We start from the raw sequence: 16,121 nt of genomic DNA, 5'->3' as shown, positions 1-16,121 counted from the left end.
ATCTTGCTTTTAGTCAGATACTTATTTTTTATTCTACAGGAACAGCTATGATATCCAACTGATCATCGGAAGTCCCCCCGAAAGTTGCAGTTATACCAATATTATCTCCAGCCCAAGCAAATACATTACCTTCCATATTCAGTGTATATGATCCTGCATTGAGTAAAATGGTACGGCTTCCATTCAAATAGAAATATCCGCTTGCATAATAGCTTCCGCTGTTTGAGAAGGGTATTCCTTCATTAATTATTACAGAGCCATTCAATAAAAGACGTGAAGCCAATCTTTTTGAGGTTCCATCCATTAGACTGGCTCCAGTGGAAGTGGTAATATCCCCAACAGAAAGATTGTATGAAAATGTAACCATGGATTTTTTATTGAGTGTAAACACTTTTGTCAATAATGGTGGCGTAGTTCCTGCTACACCATTTTTTGATGATGCAGTTTTGGAAGTCATAATAGCATCAGTTCCATTGGCTCCGGTAATTATAACTGAGTTTTGAGCCGGAAGATAATTTAAAGTTCCTATTACTCCGTTATTATCAGAAACTACTGTTTTTATTGCAGTGAATGTCTGATCTTTAGCATTAGACTTTGTGCCGTCGATTTTTGTATTAATAGTGTTGGTGGTTCCGTTTAACGGCAGAGATCGTATTCTTGCTGTACCCTCAACATCAAAAGTTTCTGTTGGAGTTTGTGTTGCAATTCCCACTTGAGAATAGGTAAAAATATTAATCACCAAAAAGGTAATAATTGTTAATTTTTTTTTCATAAGAGATGTGTATTTATTTTGATGACAAAGTAATTACAATGTGTTATGAAAAATGAAAAATAGGGATTAGCATTTTATGACAAAAACTGTCAGAGCCTGTCAGGGAATTTAAAGTAATTGATTTTTAGCTTATTGTATTTTCATCAGCCAGGTATAAATATTATCCGAGCTGTTGATATTAAGTTTTTTTCTGATCCTGTACTTTCTGCTTTCCACAGAGCTTACCGAAGTCCTTTTGAAAGTAGCGATCTGCTTGGTATCAAAATTAAGTTTCATAAAGGCACAATATTCCAGATCAGATGGAGTGAGTTGAGAGCTTATTTCTAAAAGTTTAGAATTGAAATTTGGAAATAATTCTGAGAATTTAAGATAAAAGGAAGGATCATTGGTTTGGGCCAATTCTATGATATGACTCAATGCCTGCGAATCCGTTGAAGGTTGTTTTTCTAAAGACTGTAAAATTCCCCGTTCAGGAATCTCATTTTTTTGAATTTCAAAAGAAGTATTTTTTATTTTCTTTCTCTTATGAATAAAAAACAAAATCGATAATACGATCAACAGTAATGTAATAAGGCCAATCCAAAGCCAGATTTTAGGCTTCTCTGTATTATTTCCCTGTTCAGATTTTGCAACTTTTTCTACAATTCTTTTTTCTGCAGAAGAAAGGCTGTCATTAATTTTTTTTGCCTTTTCAGCATAAAGTGCCTCATTTTTATAATCCTTAAGATGGCCGTAAGATTCTGAAATCCCTGAATAGCTTTCCATCAGGTCTGAAGGCAATATTTTATAATTCTGTGAAAGCTGTATAGAATTGTTAAAATACTCGAGAGCCTGTTTGTAATTTCCTTTTTTATTTTCAAGATTTCCCTTGAGAATATTGTAAGAAATATATTCAGGGTTCTTTTTTGCTTTTTTAGTTAAAATTTCATACCATGTCAGATATTTTTCAGCTTCAGAGATTTTGTTTTGCTGGGAAAGTACTGTAGCTATATTTTTGACATTTTTTGCGATGTACATTTCCCTTCTGGGAAAATCCGGGCTTATTTTTTTAGACTCGACATAGGCTTTATAAAAATAAAACTGTACGGAATCATATTTGTTTTTTAAGGTGTTTTCCTCGTCAATATTTTCTGCAATTCTCCTGAATGCATTAGCTTTGGCTAAATATCTTCTGTCATTCTCCACAATTTTGTCTGCAATGTGAAGGGCTTTACGGGCACTCTGATCAGCTTTTTTATAATACCCTAATTCCGGATAAACGCTGCTTTGGAGTCTTAACAGATCTGACCAGATAACATAATTATCGGTTTTTTCAGCAAGTAAAAGACCTTCGGAAATTTTTTTCAGACCTTCCTCATAGTTTTGTTCATTAATGTAGACCTCAGACATCTTTACGAGAGCCCTCAATTCACCCTTTTCGTAGTTTATATTTTTTGATTGATAATAGATCTCGGTACATAGACGAAGCATTTCTTTAGAACCTTTTTCAAGATAAGCATTCTTATCCGTGGCTATTGTCCATAAACTGTCAATTGATTTCTGAGTAGGTGTTTGCCCGGAAAGGATATTAGAAAGCAGGATGGCAAAACAAAAAAAATATTTGTTTTTCATTGAATTTGTATTTATAGCAAAACTACATCTTTTACAAAAAAAAATTATAAATAAATCAATTGCGTCTTTAAAACATTTCTTCCCAGGCTTTCCAGAACATTTCTATACCTCTCGATCTGTCGTTCGTTTTTCTCACTTTGTTCGCCTGTTTTAAAATCGACGATAATGTACCCTTCTTCTCCTTTCAAAATACGGTCAGGACGCAATATATGACTTTGGCCCCTCTCGGAGATCATAATATCTTTTTCATTGATCACTTCCCACTTTTCGTCAAAGAACTCAGAATATTTTCGGATGATTTGAATTAGTGTATCCTGGATTTCATTTTTTTCTTCCAAAGTGATCTCCCCATCCAGTACATAACTTTCCAGAACTTTCGCGATATCCTTCTCCGTATTGATTTTCGACAGGAGTTCATGGACGAACAGCCCGATTCTTACCTTTTCATTCCGTACCTGATAATTTTTGGAAGGAGTGGCAATTTTTATGGAAGACCTGTTTTCATTAATATTTTTAAGATTTTGAATATTCTTGGTTTTGAATAACGATATTTTATCACTGGAATTTTTTTTCAGCATCTCAGGGTGCACTTCATACAGGTCGAATTCATCAGCTCCCTCTGTGTTTTTTTCATTAAAGAAATCCAGCAGCTCAAGATTATTGGACGTTTTATTCGCCTTTTGAATGTAGAAAAACAGCTGTTCTACAGGTCGGGTAGTAGCCACATATTGCAGGCATAACCTATCAATGAGATTCTTATATGAATTTTTCTTGTTAAATGCCTCTATTTCTTCATCGTAAACCTCCAGATTTTTGCTGAACTGGTTAATGTTTACGGATTTTAGGGCATCATCATTATTTGTATCAAACCAGTTGGTGAATTCACTGTCCCGGTTTTTGTTCATCATCGGAATAAATACAATCGGGAATTCCAGCCCTTTCGATTTATGAATCGTCATGATCTGTACTGCATCAATGTTTTCCGAAGCCTGTATCGTGTAAGCAGAAGCCTCTTCATCCCAATATTTTAGAAACTCTTTTGTGCTGGCACCTGCATTCTGAGTAAAATTGAAAAGCATTTCCAGGAAGTTCAGGAGAAAATCCGTTTCCTTGTTTTCCACAGCAAATTCATTGATATAATATTCCACAAAATTGTAAAGATTAAATCTTGGGAAATTGTCCTGCTTTAGTTTAAGGGAATATTTATTCTGAACGAACTGCAGGATCTCCTCATGAGTTTCTATATCCAGAATTTCTTTCATTTCCAATGTGAAGTCTGCCATGTGGATTCTCCCCAATGTATTCAGATAATACATCATCATGATCAGGTTCGGCTTGTTCTTGGGATTAATTTCCCACCGGAGAAACTCGACAACAGCTTTCAAAGTATTGGAAAGTTCCAGGGTCAGACCTTTATCGGAAATGGTTTTAATATTGGTTTCCTCTCCCTGATAATTCACTTTAAGATTTCCCAGTTTTTGCGAATAGCTGAAAATATCAAAATTTCCGCGGCATAAGATTGTAATATCAGAAAACTTAAAACCGTTATCCAGGCTTTCCTGAATATCCTTCTGCATTTTTTCCGAGGTATCATTATAAAAATCCTCATTCGTAAGATTTTCGATCAGATTAACCTTCACACGGCCTTCAATACGGGATTTTGAGCTCTGTTCAGCATCTTCCCCGAATATGTTCCGGTGCTCTTCCTCCAGGCCTGCCGAATGGTAACGGTACAGTTCATTATTGAACTGAACAATATTTTTAGCACTTCGCCAGTTATCCTTTAATACAAGAAGACTTGCTTCCTTTGGAGAAAACTCTTTTTTGTTGATAATATCCAGCATCAGCTTGCTTTCCCCGCCACGAAACCTGTAGATACTCTGTTTAGGGTCGCCTACCAGCGTAAAAGAAGTATTTTCCGTAGAAACACTGTGGTCACGCAGAGGAACAAAGTTCTGCCACTGAAGTTCAGAAGTATCCTGAAACTCATCAAAAAAATAATGCTGAAACTGCGAGCCTACTTTCTCATAAATAAAGGCTGAAGGTTCATTTTTAAGATTTTCATTGATCAGAATATTGAATTTTGAAAGTAAAACAAGGTCATTTTCTTCTTCAATTTTTTTCAACTCATCCTGAATATCTTTATTTACTTTTAACGGAAGAAGGGCAGACAGGATTTTTTCCTTCTTTTGAGTTTCAATATACAAAAGGATCAGCTGCATCCTGTTGTCAAGTAGCTGGTCCAGAATTTCCAGAATCTCAGGCTCCTTACTTTTTGATTTTGAAGAAGCTCCTTTCCTGTAATTATTGACAACCGATTCTTCAAGCGTGGTTGGAAAAGGAAAACCCGATCTTTTCTGATTATAAAAATCCTGGACCTTGCTGAAAAATCCTCCGATCCCGTTTTTACCCTGTGCAAAATCGTCGATCTCAATATTTCTGGAACGGAACAGTTCAATAGATGCTGCAGCAATTTCTGCAGACCGTTTCTTATTCTGTACGATTTCCTTTCTGAGCGTATTTTTTATATTCTCGTAGTTCGTATCATCAAAGCTTTTGTTGCTTTTCAGGTGCTCGTAATGAATATCCTTTACAAACTCCTTGGCAGAATCATACAGGTTTTTATTCAGGTTGATTCTTTCATTGTTTTCCAGGCTGTAATCTACATAATCCATGAAAGAATTGGAGATATTTTCATTTTCGCCGATCTGGTCAAGCATTTTATCCACAGCCTCAATCAGAAATGGTTCGGCCTCTATTTCAAGATTGAAGTTTTTGGCTAAACCCAGTTCGTAGGAAAAGCTTCTTACCAGCCTTGAATTAAAACGGTCAATCGTCCCGATATTTAATGTAGAATAATTGTGAAGTACATAATCCAGTAATTTTTTTGAACGGATATGGAGCTCATCAATTGTAATTTTCAGGCCTTCAGCTTCAAAGGCCTTTTGAATATTTTTCAGGTCATTATTTTCAGCAAAATTATCTGCAGAGAAATTTCCAAGCCAGGATAAAATTCTCTCCTTCATCTCATTGGCCGCTTTATTGGTAAAAGTAAGGGCGAGAATGTTCCGGATCGACTGCTGCTGGTTGGGATAGCGCAGACAGATCATCAAAAGCCTCTGGACAAGGGCATATGTTTTCCCTGAACCGGCTGAAGCATTGATGACTGTATAAGAATTTTGCATTGCTGAATTTAGAATTGAGACTGCAAGTTAGCTAATTTTTAAGTGAAATTTTAACAATTCGGAGCGGCGATTTAACAGTTTACCTGGCAAAAATCAAAAAGAAATGCTAAAACGCGTTAACTGTGGTTAAACTTGCTATTTGGATTAAAAATAATTTTAGATTTGCTCTATAAAAAACTGTCCGTGAAATTTAAACTACTCTTTCTTTTAACTTCTTTTCTTTTCATTAATAACCATGCCCAAAATTATATTTTTGGAAAAATAACTTCAGAAGATAATTCTGAAATGCCGGATGTTACAGTCATTAACATCAGAACAGATGAAAGAACAGTGACCAACCGGGACGGTCACTTCATGATTTCCGGAAGGGCAGGGGATGAGCTACGGTTTGTAAAACCGGGCTACGAGCGCCTGGTTAAAAAAGTTTCCGCCGAAAATATAGAATCACCTCTCAATATTACTTTAGCAAGAGAAACAATATTAATCCCTGAAGTAGAAGTCAAACAGGGAATTACCGGCGATCTTAAAATTGACGCAAGGAATCTTAACAAGCCTAAAAAGGTAGAGAAACTGATCAAGGATATGGACCGGTATATTGCACAGAAATCAGATCCAAGAATACTTGCTGCAAAACCGGGTGAGTTTGTACAGCCTAAAGGTCAGGGCTTTTCTATAGGTAAGGTTAAAAATAAATGGGATGATATTGATTTCGGCAATTATCTGAAAACAGCTCTAGGAGAAGAATATTTCACGGATCTGAAAATTGATAAGCCACAGATCGATCATTTTATCAGCTATGTTCTTGCTGGCGGTTTTGAAAGAAAAAGCATCCTGAAATATGGCTTCTGCAGCGATGCAGACCTTTATAGATTTCAGCGGTTTGTATTGACAAGAATTTCTTCTTACCGGGCACCACAGACTCAAAGATAATACAGATGAGAACCCATGTTAAAAGTATTTATGCAATTCCGTTTCTTGTCATCTTTAATAATTTCTTTTCACAGCAATCTGTGACAGGTCATATTACTGATGACAGTGGGGCAGATCTTAATTCTGTTATTGTGATTAATATGGCCAGCGATCAAAAAGTTTACTCCAATTCTATGGGGATGTTCTCTATTGAAGCTTATCCGAATGATGAGCTGAGGTTTGTAAGGGCAGATTTGAGGAGGGTTTCCGTCATCGTACCTCCCAATGGATTCAATGCAGATCTCTTGGTAACCCTTATCCCGATTCCAAAAGAAATTGAAGAAGTGAAAGTCGTTAAAAAACCGACCGGTGATCTTGAGACAGATTCCAGGCTGGCAGCAAAAGTAAATAAAGGTGAGATCGTACAGCAGGCGATAGGTTTACCGCAGCCTGTGGGAAAGATGAGGGAAAAGCCGGCAGAAGTAAAGCAGGTACTTCTCCCGATACTTTTGGGCAGCCTCGATGTACAGGGAGCCTATGATCTGATAAGCGGAAAAGCCAGGCGCCAGAAAAGACAATATAAATACGATGATCTGCAGGAGCATATTGCATGGGTAAGGAACAGGGTGGATAATGAATATTTTACCAAAGCAGGAATTCCGGAAGAAAGGATTTCAGAGTTTATACAATATTCTTTTGAAGTAAAACCCCAGGTCCGGACCTATGTAAAAGCAAGAAACTTATCCGGAGTACTCTTAAGAATGGAAGAAACCATGCCTCTTTATCTGGAGAGATTAAAACAGAAAAAAATACAGGAATAATGTTAACGAATTCTTAAAATTCGGAATGAAAATTGATGTATTGTTACACAATATCAATCACAATCAATTTATGAATAAAAATATTATCGCAGTAGCAGTCGGAGCACTTGGATTTGTCCTTGGGCTCGGATTATTGGGAAATGCTGTGAAAAACAGGAATAAGTCTGAAAATACCATCTCCGTCACCGGACTGGGTACGAAACAGTTTACTTCCGACCTGATCACATGGTCTGGAAGCTTTTCAAAAAATAATTCTGATTTAAAAGCGGCTTATGATGAGCTGGCGATCGACAGAAAAGTAATTAACGATTACCTTCTTTCAAAAGGCATCAAACAGGCTGAAATCGTATTCTCTTCAGTAGATATTCAAAAACAGTTCAGAAGCTATAACGATTCTAATGGAAATTACGTGCAGGGTGAATTTTCAGGATATAATCTTACTCAAAAAGTATCCATTGAAAGTAAAGAGGTCGTGAAAATTGAAAACCTTTCCAGAAACATCACAGAAATCATTAACCGCGGTATTGAGTTTACTTCTTCAGCGCCTTCTTATTTTTATACTAAACTGGCAACTGTAAAGCAGGAGATGATCGCCAGTGCAACCAAGGATGCGAAAGAAAGAGCAGAAAAGATCGCAGAAAATTCCGGGAGCAGCCTGGGAAACCTTAAAAAAGCAACGATGGGAGTAATTCAGATTACAGAACCCAATTCCAATGAAGATTATTCCTATGGCGGAACATTCAATACTTCATCCAAAGAGAAAGAAGCAAATATTACCATAAAGCTGGAATACGAAGTCAACTAACCCACTACAAATAGCTGTATATCCATTCCCCTCCTCCGGAGTGGTGGCGGATCGAAGATCTGATGGGGTGGTTAAACGGGGTGGTTGAAAAAATAAACCGCCGGAATCTCTTTCCGGCGGTTCAATATTTTAATGATACACAATGTCATAGATTTCCTCTTTCACACTGTTTAAGTTTTCAGGGGTATAATTAGCCAGTAGCCAAAGATCTAAAGGTTTTTTCCCTTCACCATAACTTGGCTGTACATACATCTCGTCGATCAGGGTAAATCCGTTTTTCTGATAGAAGGAATAACGCCTTTTTGCGTCGTCACCCAAATGATCAGGTTCTATCTCCAAAATGATCCTGGGATAGGTCTTAAAAAGGTATCCTGTAATATGTGATCCCAGTTTCTGGCTTCTGAATGCTTCGAAAACTTCAAAATGTTCTACAAAAACATAAGAACTCAGTTCCCACAGAATAAGATAGCCAATAGACTGAGATTCATGAAGTACAGAAATCACTTTCACATGAGGGTTTGAAAATAAAGCGGCAAATTGTTTCCAGTCCCTTTGTTCATCCGCGGGAAATGTACTGGAATAAGACGAATAGATGTCCTGGACTCTATAGTCTTCAGCAGAAGTAATCGGTAAAAATTCCATAGTTATAAATCAAAAACGCTTGGTCTTCTGGTAATAAAAATATCTTTGATCCAAAGCGTGAACGCCAGCCCCAGGTAAATCAAAAAGAAAAAACCGGCAGTTGCAAAAGTAGAGTAGATAAAGAAGACCCTTAATTTGGATACGGGGATTCCCAGCTTAGCACCCATCCTCGTAAGGACACCAAACCATTCTCTTTCCATTTTGTGGCGGATATTATCAAACATTAGAAGATTCTTTTAAAAGTTTAAATCCAATACTGCAATTTAAGCAATTTTTTTCTTCGCATGAAGTTTTATGATGATAAATCAGGCTCTGGCTTTCCAAAGCAGTTTCTACCTTCAGGCCAAGTTTCTTCCATCCTGAAATGACAGTGTTTTTTTCAGCTGGGCTGTTCCTGTACAATTCCAGTATTTCGTCCGTAATTTCTTCATTGTGGTATTTGTGATAGGTGTATTTTAACGGAAGTACTGTATTCAGAATAATCAGCTCAATAAAATCCCGGCTTAATGTTTTAGGCTGAAATCTAGAAACATTCCCGAAATTAAAATGAAAATCCCAATATTCCGATGCCTGTATCGGAGCGAAAACTTCGTACAGGTTATTTATATTGTCAGCTTTAATGATTTTTGAAAACAGGTTCTGATGTCTGTAATAAAGATCAGCCAGTTGGGAAAGCCGGAGCGTAGGAAAGTTGGGAGGTCGAAGTCTTAAAAATTTAGGATGTAAGGTCAGATTTGGGATATTAAACTTTTTACGCAAAAACTCAAACTCTCTTTTCCATATCATCATTCTGCTGTCTTTAGGATGTTCCAGCCATCCGGAAATACCGAACAGCAAAGCTTCCAGCTGGGATTCATTCTGACGGATCTTATTAACGATACTGAAATCTATACTCTCCGCAATCTGCCGGAAAATATGGGCATTTACCTTTAATCCGAAAGAGTAGGCCAGGCTGTGAAAAAGTACAGCTTCAAAATTGTTCTTGTACTTTTCCAGGCTTGTTTCCAGTTCCAGAGACTTTTCATCCAGCTTTTTAAGGATATTGGCTTCGTGAAAGCCCGGAGGAATTTTGATGGAATTAAAAATATTTTCACAGGGAATAAAAAGGGTTCCGTTAATGAGCTTTTCGTATTTCCAAAGAAGGTTGGGGTCAATATGGTTTTTGAGTTCCAGCGTAGGAACATTTTTAGAGATGAGGTCGCTGATCTCGACATTATTTTCATAAACCACATGAAGAATAATGTTTTGATAATTGGGATCCTGAGAGTGGTTGTGAAAAACCCAGTCGGAAGCACGGACGTGAAGCTCAATATGTCCGGCAATGACAAGGTCTTTTATTTTAATTTTAGCATCAAGGAAATCCGGACCGGCATTCGTATTCCATTTTCCAAAGCTGATGATCTCAACGGGTTGCCCTTCAATATCCTTGAAGTTGAAATGTTTGAAAACCTTATAGTTCCAAAGATATTGAAGCAGCTTTTCCGTCATAGTGTGACGATAAATATAATGTAAAAATTATACTTTCGTCAGCTCTCCCTTAAAGTTTTCTATAGTCGTTCTATACATTTCTTCATATATAGGAAGAATATTTTTCAAATCGAATTTTATAGCCTGATCTTTCGCATTTTGCTTCATTTTGGTTAAAAGATCATCGTTGCTCAATAGTTTTATCGTATAATTGCTCATAGCCTCCACATTTCCGATTTCAGCTAAGAAACCTGTCTCGCCCTGGATATTTACCTCAGGAATTCCGCCGGCGTTGGAGCTGATTACAGGGGTATAGGCGGCCATAGCTTCAAGAGCTGCCAGACCGAAACTTTCCTGTTCAGAAGGAAGAAGAAATACATCGGAAAGCTGCAGGATTTTGTACAGGTCATTTACCTTTCCTAAGAGACGGATTTTTGAAATGAGTTCAGGGTTTTCTTCCAGGAACTGGTTCACTTTTTCCATATCCGGACCTTCACCTATGATGATCAGTTTAGATTTTACCTTTTTCTCCACATTTTTGAAGATCTGCAGGACTTCATCTACACGCTTCACCGGACGCAGGTTGGAAACATGAATCAGGATTTTCTCATCAGGATTGGCAAACTGGGTTCTCTGGCATTCTGTACAGTCATCGAATTCAGAATTATCAATAAAGTTGGTAATCACCTGTATTTCTTTTTTGATATTGAAAAACTGAAGCGTATCCTTTTTCAGGCTTTCAGAAACCGAAGTTATTGCATCCGACTGGTTGATGGAAAATTCTACAGCATGTTTATAGCTTGGATGCTGGCCTACAAGGGTAATATCCGTTCCGTGAAGGGTAGTCACCAAAGGAATATCATTATTATCTTCTTTAAGCATCTGTTTGGCTGTGAATGCTGCGTACGCATACGGAATGGCATAATGAGCATGCAGCAGATCCAGTTTGTACAGATTCACGACACGGTAGATCATCGAGCTTAATGCAATATCATATGGCTGATACTGGAAAAGCGGATAAGTCTGTACATTCACCCGGTGAAAGAAAATATTGGGGTTGGTAATGTCTAATCTTGCGGGGAGCGCAGAGCTTATAAAGTGAACTTCGTAGCCTTTATTAGCCAGGGACATTCCCAGTTCCGTTGCCACGATTCCGCTTCCGCCGTATGTTGGATAGCAAAGTATGCCTATTTTCATTAGATTATTGTTGTTTTGATGTTGTAGAAACTGTTGTATTCATATTCAAAGCGGAAACCGGAATACTGTCGATTCCCATACCCGCTTTCAGCTGATCATTGACAAGGACAGGCAGTCTGCCCCATATTTTTGTTTTCCCGTTCAGGGCATTGGCTGCTGCAGTCATTGAATCGTCATTGTTTTCATAAGATACAAGAACTGTAGATATTTTTGAAATGTCAATGTCTTTTAAAGCGTAAGCACTACCAAAAACATTTAAAATAACATTTTGGTTTCTGGTAAGATCAGCAAGGATTTTTTTGGATTCAGCTGAGATTTTATAAGGTTTGTATGCTGTTGAATTATCTTTGTGAAAGCCTACGATTACTGTAGAGCCTGCAGGAATTGTGCTGATCTCATTTGCTTTTTTTATGGTTACATTAGAGCCCAGCTGATTGGCGAAAGTCTGGTAAGGAGCTTCTTCCAGTGGGACGTAATAAACCTGTTTTCCGGCCACAGGAAGTAATTTTTGGTCATCTTTCAGCAATGTCAGGGCATTGGCATAAAGATTCTGTACCAGGGTTTTATGGGAATCATTATTCAGATCACTGTTGATATTGGCAGGATCTTTTGGAGTGTATTGATTAAGGCCAAGGAAATATTTTGTCAGTAATATTTTCTTTACACTTTCTTCCACTCTGGATTGTGAGATTTCACCTTTTTCAATAGCTTTCTGAATTAGTTTTTTTCCTTCTGAAACACCCTGTGAGAATAACATGATATCATTTCCAGCTTTAAAAGCAAGTGCATCCAGTTCTCCCGGTTTGTATTTATTAGCAACAGCACCCATATTCAGGGCATCGGTAATGATCAATCCTTTATATCCCAGTTTATCTTTTAGTAAGCCGGTGATAATATTTTTGGAAACCGAAGCAGGAATTCCTTTTCCTGATTCCAGACTCGGGACATACAAGTGAGCAACCATCACACCACCAATACCTTTATCCATCAGTGCTTTAAATGGAGCGAGTTCAACGGTATTTAACCTGTCTAAATTATGGGAAACTACCGGAAGGTCAAGGTGAGAATCTGTACTGGTATCACCATGTCCCGGAAAATGCTTGATGGCTGCAAGAATAGTATTATCCTGAAGACCGTTGGAATAAGACAATGCAGAACTGATCACATTATCCACTTCCGAACCGAAACTTCTGTTTCCGATAATAGGATTATTCGGATTGGTATTCACATCAACAACCGGTGCGAAATCCCAGTTGATTCCCATTCTATGGCAATCTTCCGCTATTTTGGCGGACATCTGATAAATGAGATTTTTATCCTGTATGGCTCCAAGGGTCATCGCCCATGGAAATTTGTGTGCTGTGGCAATCCTTTGAAACAGTCCCCATTCCGCATCCATCCCTATCATCATCGGAACTCTTGATTTCTGCTGAAATTCATTAACCAGGTTAATTTCTCTGGCGGCATCATCCTGCATTAAGATCAATCCTCCGATTTTATCATTCACCACAATATTTCGGACCTGATTAATGTAATCTTCCCCTTTGTTCGTATAAAGTGCCACTATAAACAGCTGGCCAAGCTTTTCGTCCTGAGAAAGCGATCTGTAGGTCTTGTCTACCCAGTGATGAGCTTTTTTCAGGTCTTCTTTGGAAATGTCTTTAGGCTGGTACTGAGCTTTGGCTGTAAAGCTTATTAATGAAAAAATAAAGAGGGAAGTATATAGCAATTTCTTCATGATCTTTTGAATAAGAACAAAAATACAATTAAAAAAATGATGAAAACAAAGTTTTTGCAATTTTTGGTATATGATTTGAATACGCTTTATAAATAATAACTAAACTTTTCTAAAAATGAAAAAAATTCTTCTATTCTTATTCCTGGGAGCTGTAGGTTTTACAGCTTATAGCTGTGACAATAGTGATGATACTGTTGTACAGGGTCAGGATTATGATACTATAAGCCAGGCATTTGATATAACACCTAGTTTCACAAGGGTTAATGATAATCTTTACAGATGGAGTGATGATTTTAATAGTCCATTAGTACAGTCCGATATGGTACTTATTTATATGCAGACTGGTACTGATGGGGATTCTCCTATCTGGAAGCTTCTCCCATACACGTATTATGTGGGTAATTTAGCTAACGACGCTGTGGATTATGTTTATGAATTCAGTAAATATGGTGCTACCATTAATATCAATTCTACATCTACATTCAGTTTAACAGCTAATCCTTCTTATTATCAGAATAAGAAATTCAGAGTACTTGTTGTTCCGGCTAACGGATCAGGAACAGGTGGCGGTGCAAAAATGGCTAAAGGTGCAGTAGATTACAGCGACTATAACAGCGTAATCAAATATTACAATATTAACGAGTCTAAAATTCAGACTAAAGTTAGTAAGTAAAACAAAATATCTTTTCAGTTTTTTATAATTAAAAAAGCTCCGGGAGAAATTCCGGGGCTTTTGATTTATTTTGAGGCTCAATTTATTTCTGTGGGTGATAAAAAAGTTTAATTTTATCATCTTAAATAATAAGATATAATCCCATGATCAGGAAGCTTTATTTTCAATTTTTAATCATTGTACCATTATCTCTTTTATCATGCATTGACGCCGATGAAATTGTAAATAATATACATCAGAATAATGCGGAAGAAAATTATACCTCTCCTTATATGGGAAAGTGGGTGGGAACCTATTCGGGTGATGCCATCAACGGGACTTTGATTTTAAATGTAAGTAAAAGCGGCAGTATTGAGGTAACAAGAGCCGAAAACGGCAGTACGGGAGAAGTTTACTATACCGGTCTTCAGGGATCAAGCGGTGCTTTAAATCCTGCACCTTCCCCAAAAGGTTTTGTGTTATATGGAAGTTTGCATACCAAATCCGGAACATGGAATTTTCAGCATTGGAGTGGCAGCTGGTCTGTTTCCAGGCAGTAGACTGATTTAATAATCTATCATGGTATAAAATAAAAGCTCCGGAGAATTCCGGAGCTTTTATTTTTTATCTAATTGTCATTATCATCAAGCAAATGACCGAAGAAATTTTTTTTTGTCTGCAGATAGCCTTTACTTATCTCATTGGCGGGAATCTGTAAAGGAATCCTCGAATTAAGATGAATATTGCTGTCTACAACATATTTTACTTTTTCAGGGTTATTGGTAAGAAGATTAATATCTTTCACCCCTAAAAGGTTGAGGATTTCAATAGCCACCCCAAAATTTCTGTCATCAGCAGGCAGTCCCAGTTCCAGATTGGCCTGTACGGTATCCAGACCTTTTTCCTGCAGGGAATAGGCCTTAAGCTTATTGATAATCCCTATATTCCTCCCTTCCTGACGAAGGTATACAATAATTCCTCCGTGTTCATGGGTATATTTCATTGCGGCATCCAGTTGTTGCCCGCATTCACATTTTTTTGAATGGAAAACTTCTCCTGTAATACATTCTGAATGGAAACGTACGTTCACCGGTTTGGAAAAATCTGTATTTTCTGCTACGATGGCCATGTGAGGCATCCAGTCGTTTTCGTTTTCGGAGAAAGCGATCATTCGGAAAGAGCCGTGCTCCGTAGGAACATTGGCTTCTGCCTGAATTTTAATCATTAATAATGGTTCGTTTTTAATTTCCTTTTAAAGAATCTTCGATCACAGAAATATTGGTTTTTAGACGAACCAGGTATCTGTTAAGAACTTCATCATCATCTTTATCAAGCTGCTGTCTGAGTTTTTGAATTTTCTTGTACGATTTTTCGAAACTTTTAATGGATCTGTTTTTTCCTGCAGGGTTATTGGCATCAATGGCGTATAAATAATTCTGAAGGCTGTATTTCAAGCTGGTTATTTCTTCATTCAAACTGTTATTCTTAAACTTTGGAAAAGTAGATATCAGATTTGATATTTCAGAAGCATTTACATTTTCTTTCAGGTTGATATCAAAGCCTTTTTTTGCCCCTCTGTCGGAATCAGACCCTTTAGTTTCGCTATAAAAATTATTAGACAACGGGGAAAGGTTAAGCTTCTCCGTCGCGCAGGAAGTTATGATTAATAGTAGTACTCCAAAAAAAAATAGTTTTCTCATTTCTGTTGCCCCTTTTGATAAAGGATCGGGTTAAGACTATCATCATTATACATTTTCATTTGTTTGTATACTTTCATCTTAACGTTACCGGATTCAATATCAGTAAGCAACTGATCTATAGAAGTTGATAGGTCTTCCTTCTGAGTAAGCAGTACATCCAGTTTAGCCTGGCAATTGGCACGGTGCTCTTCAGAAGCGGATTCTCTATTGGCTTCTAACGACATGTGATAAACCTTTAATGCAAGAATTGATAATCTGTCTACAGCCCAAGCGGGAGTTTCTGTATTGATTTTTGCATCAGGTTTCGGAGTTATATTTTCAAACTTTGTAAGGAACCAGCTGTCGATAAATTCTACCAGATCAGTTCTTTTCTGGTTAGATGCATCTATCGTTCTCTTCAGCTTAAGAGCTTCAGCGGGATCAATATTTTCATCTCTAATAATATCTTCCAAATGCCATTGAACGGTATCAATCCAGTTCTTTGCATACAAAATCCGTTCCAAACTGTCTTTTTCAAACGGGTTATTAATTAGAGAGTTAACGTCATCGGACACGTGATAATCTTCAATACACTGATTGAAGACTTTCCATGCAGTCTCAGTAAAATTCATTAATTCTGAGG

The 16,121-nt window shown here is 37.3% G+C and carries 16 protein-coding genes; 5 read left to right on the top strand and 11 right to left on the bottom strand.

Going from position 1 to position 16,121, the window contains the following annotated elements; genetic code table 11:
* Nucleotides 1–28: 28 nt before the first annotated feature.
* The 3 genes from ACM40_RS20720 to ACM40_RS01495 form a co-directional block, all read right to left on the bottom strand.
* Nucleotides 29–772: a hypothetical protein gene (locus tag ACM40_RS20720; RefSeq protein ID WP_048501089.1), complete on the bottom strand. Its 744-nt coding sequence runs from the start codon at nt 770–772 to the stop codon at nt 29–31.
* 129 nt (nt 773–901) lie between these two features.
* Nucleotides 902–2,383 (bottom strand): hypothetical protein, encoded by a 1,482-nt coding sequence (locus ACM40_RS01500; RefSeq protein ID WP_048501088.1) that lies wholly within the window; start codon nt 2,381–2,383, stop codon nt 902–904.
* Between the two features lie 44 nt (nt 2,384–2,427).
* The gene (locus tag ACM40_RS01495; protein ID WP_410492729.1) at nt 2,428–5,583 is read right to left on the bottom strand and encodes a UvrD-helicase domain-containing protein; all 3,156 of its coding nucleotides are present in this window, start codon (nt 5,581–5,583) and stop codon (nt 2,428–2,430) included.
* Nucleotides 5,584–5,751: 168 nt separating this feature from the next.
* Between ACM40_RS01495 and ACM40_RS01490 the strand changes: the two genes are divergently transcribed.
* From ACM40_RS01490 to ACM40_RS01480, 3 genes are all read left to right on the top strand, one after another.
* Nucleotides 5,752–6,498: a carboxypeptidase-like regulatory domain-containing protein gene (locus ACM40_RS01490; protein WP_048501086.1), complete on the top strand. Its 747-nt coding sequence runs from the start codon at nt 5,752–5,754 to the stop codon at nt 6,496–6,498.
* Nucleotides 6,499–6,503: 5 nt separating this feature from the next.
* Nucleotides 6,504–7,298, top strand: a complete 795-nt coding sequence (locus tag ACM40_RS01485; protein ID WP_048501085.1) for a hypothetical protein — start codon at nt 6,504–6,506, stop codon at nt 7,296–7,298.
* A gap of 70 nt (nt 7,299–7,368) precedes the next feature.
* On the top strand, nt 7,369–8,103 hold the full coding sequence (locus tag ACM40_RS01480) for an SIMPL domain-containing protein (protein ID WP_048501084.1): 735 nt from the start codon (nt 7,369–7,371) through the stop codon (nt 8,101–8,103).
* 129 nt (nt 8,104–8,232) lie between these two features.
* On the opposite strand, the gene ACM40_RS01475 is transcribed toward ACM40_RS01480, so the two are convergent.
* The 5 genes from ACM40_RS01475 to ACM40_RS01455 are packed head-to-tail and all read right to left on the bottom strand — an operon-like array spanning nt 8,233 to nt 13,147.
* On the bottom strand, nt 8,233–8,745 hold the full coding sequence (locus ACM40_RS01475) for a GNAT family N-acetyltransferase (protein WP_048501083.1): 513 nt from the start codon (nt 8,743–8,745) through the stop codon (nt 8,233–8,235).
* 2 nt (nt 8,746–8,747) lie between these two features.
* A complete protein-coding gene (locus ACM40_RS01470; protein WP_034712816.1) occupies nt 8,748–8,969 on the bottom strand; it encodes a PspC family transcriptional regulator in 222 nt (73 codons plus the stop codon).
* The gene (locus tag ACM40_RS01465; RefSeq protein WP_048501082.1) at nt 8,962–10,233 is read right to left on the bottom strand and encodes a DUF2851 family protein; all 1,272 of its coding nucleotides are present in this window, start codon (nt 10,231–10,233) and stop codon (nt 8,962–8,964) included. The genes ACM40_RS01470 and ACM40_RS01465 overlap by 8 nt, the downstream gene beginning before the upstream one ends.
* Nucleotides 10,234–10,260: 27 nt before the next feature.
* A complete protein-coding gene (gene bshA / locus ACM40_RS01460) occupies nt 10,261–11,409 on the bottom strand; it encodes an N-acetyl-alpha-D-glucosaminyl L-malate synthase BshA (protein WP_048501081.1) in 1,149 nt (382 codons plus the stop codon).
* Between the two features lie 4 nt (nt 11,410–11,413).
* Nucleotides 11,414–13,147 carry a glycoside hydrolase family 3 protein gene (locus ACM40_RS01455; RefSeq protein WP_048501080.1) on the bottom strand — a complete coding sequence of 578 codons (1,734 nt, stop codon included), beginning with the start codon at nt 13,145–13,147 and terminating at the stop codon, nt 11,414–11,416.
* A gap of 115 nt (nt 13,148–13,262) precedes the next feature.
* Between ACM40_RS01455 and ACM40_RS01450 the strand changes: the two genes are divergently transcribed.
* Nucleotides 13,263–13,820, top strand: coding sequence for a hypothetical protein (locus ACM40_RS01450; RefSeq protein ID WP_048501079.1), 558 nt, complete (start codon nt 13,263–13,265; stop codon nt 13,818–13,820).
* Between the two features lie 143 nt (nt 13,821–13,963).
* A complete protein-coding gene (locus tag ACM40_RS01445; protein WP_048501078.1) occupies nt 13,964–14,359 on the top strand; it encodes a hypothetical protein in 396 nt (131 codons plus the stop codon).
* 68 nt (nt 14,360–14,427) lie between these two features.
* On the opposite strand, the gene ribA is transcribed toward ACM40_RS01445, so the two are convergent.
* From ribA to ACM40_RS01430, 3 genes are read right to left on the bottom strand one after another with little or no spacing between them, the layout of a single operon-like run.
* Nucleotides 14,428–15,024 carry a GTP cyclohydrolase II gene (ribA, locus tag ACM40_RS01440; protein WP_048501077.1) on the bottom strand — a complete coding sequence of 199 codons (597 nt, stop codon included), beginning with the start codon at nt 15,022–15,024 and terminating at the stop codon, nt 14,428–14,430.
* A gap of 16 nt (nt 15,025–15,040) precedes the next feature.
* Nucleotides 15,041–15,499, bottom strand: a complete 459-nt coding sequence (locus tag ACM40_RS01435) for a hypothetical protein (protein WP_048501076.1) — start codon at nt 15,497–15,499, stop codon at nt 15,041–15,043.
* On the bottom strand, nt 15,496–16,110 hold the full coding sequence (locus tag ACM40_RS01430; protein ID WP_048501075.1) for a DUF4254 domain-containing protein: 615 nt from the start codon (nt 16,108–16,110) through the stop codon (nt 15,496–15,498). Before ACM40_RS01430 ends, ACM40_RS01435 begins: the two co-directional genes overlap by 4 nt.
* Nucleotides 16,111–16,121 lie beyond the last annotated feature (11 nt).

Origin of the sequence: Chryseobacterium sp. BLS98 (genome assembly GCF_001045445.1) — a bacterium.
Classification (GTDB): Bacteria; Bacteroidota; Bacteroidia; order Flavobacteriales; family Weeksellaceae; genus Chryseobacterium.
Note: the sequence above shows the minus strand (reverse complement) of the source record. Positions and strands in the feature narration are given on the sequence as shown.

What these genes read in the sequence shown, in the direction of transcription:
- ACM40_RS20720 (WP_048501089.1), bottom strand. Translation starts at nt 772, where the DNA reads ATGAAAAAAAAATTAACAATTATTACCTTTTTGGTGATTAATATTTTT.
- ACM40_RS01500 (WP_048501088.1), bottom strand. Translation starts at nt 2,383, where the DNA reads ATGAAAAACAAATATTTTTTTTGTTTTGCCATCCTGCTTTCTAATATC.
- ACM40_RS01485 (WP_048501085.1), top strand. Translation starts at nt 6,504, where the DNA reads ATGAGAACCCATGTTAAAAGTATTTATGCAATTCCGTTTCTTGTCATC.
- ACM40_RS01480 (WP_048501084.1), top strand. Translation starts at nt 7,369, where the DNA reads ATGAATAAAAATATTATCGCAGTAGCAGTCGGAGCACTTGGATTTGTC.
- ACM40_RS01475 (WP_048501083.1), bottom strand. Translation starts at nt 8,745, where the DNA reads ATGGAATTTTTACCGATTACTTCTGCTGAAGACTATAGAGTCCAGGAC.
- ACM40_RS01470 (WP_034712816.1), bottom strand. Translation starts at nt 8,969, where the DNA reads ATGTTTGATAATATCCGCCACAAAATGGAAAGAGAATGGTTTGGTGTC.
- ACM40_RS01465 (WP_048501082.1), bottom strand. Translation starts at nt 10,233, where the DNA reads ATGACGGAAAAGCTGCTTCAATATCTTTGGAACTATAAGGTTTTCAAA.
- bshA (WP_048501081.1), bottom strand. Translation starts at nt 11,409, where the DNA reads ATGAAAATAGGCATACTTTGCTATCCAACATACGGCGGAAGCGGAATC.
- ACM40_RS01455 (WP_048501080.1), bottom strand. Translation starts at nt 13,147, where the DNA reads ATGAAGAAATTGCTATATACTTCCCTCTTTATTTTTTCATTAATAAGC.
- ACM40_RS01450 (WP_048501079.1), top strand. Translation starts at nt 13,263, where the DNA reads ATGAAAAAAATTCTTCTATTCTTATTCCTGGGAGCTGTAGGTTTTACA.
- ACM40_RS01445 (WP_048501078.1), top strand. Translation starts at nt 13,964, where the DNA reads ATGATCAGGAAGCTTTATTTTCAATTTTTAATCATTGTACCATTATCT.
- ribA (WP_048501077.1), bottom strand. Translation starts at nt 15,024, where the DNA reads ATGATTAAAATTCAGGCAGAAGCCAATGTTCCTACGGAGCACGGCTCT.
- ACM40_RS01435 (WP_048501076.1), bottom strand. Translation starts at nt 15,499, where the DNA reads ATGAGAAAACTATTTTTTTTTGGAGTACTACTATTAATCATAACTTCC.
- ACM40_RS01430 (WP_048501075.1), bottom strand. Translation starts at nt 16,110, where the DNA reads ATGAATTTTACTGAGACTGCATGGAAAGTCTTCAATCAGTGTATTGAA.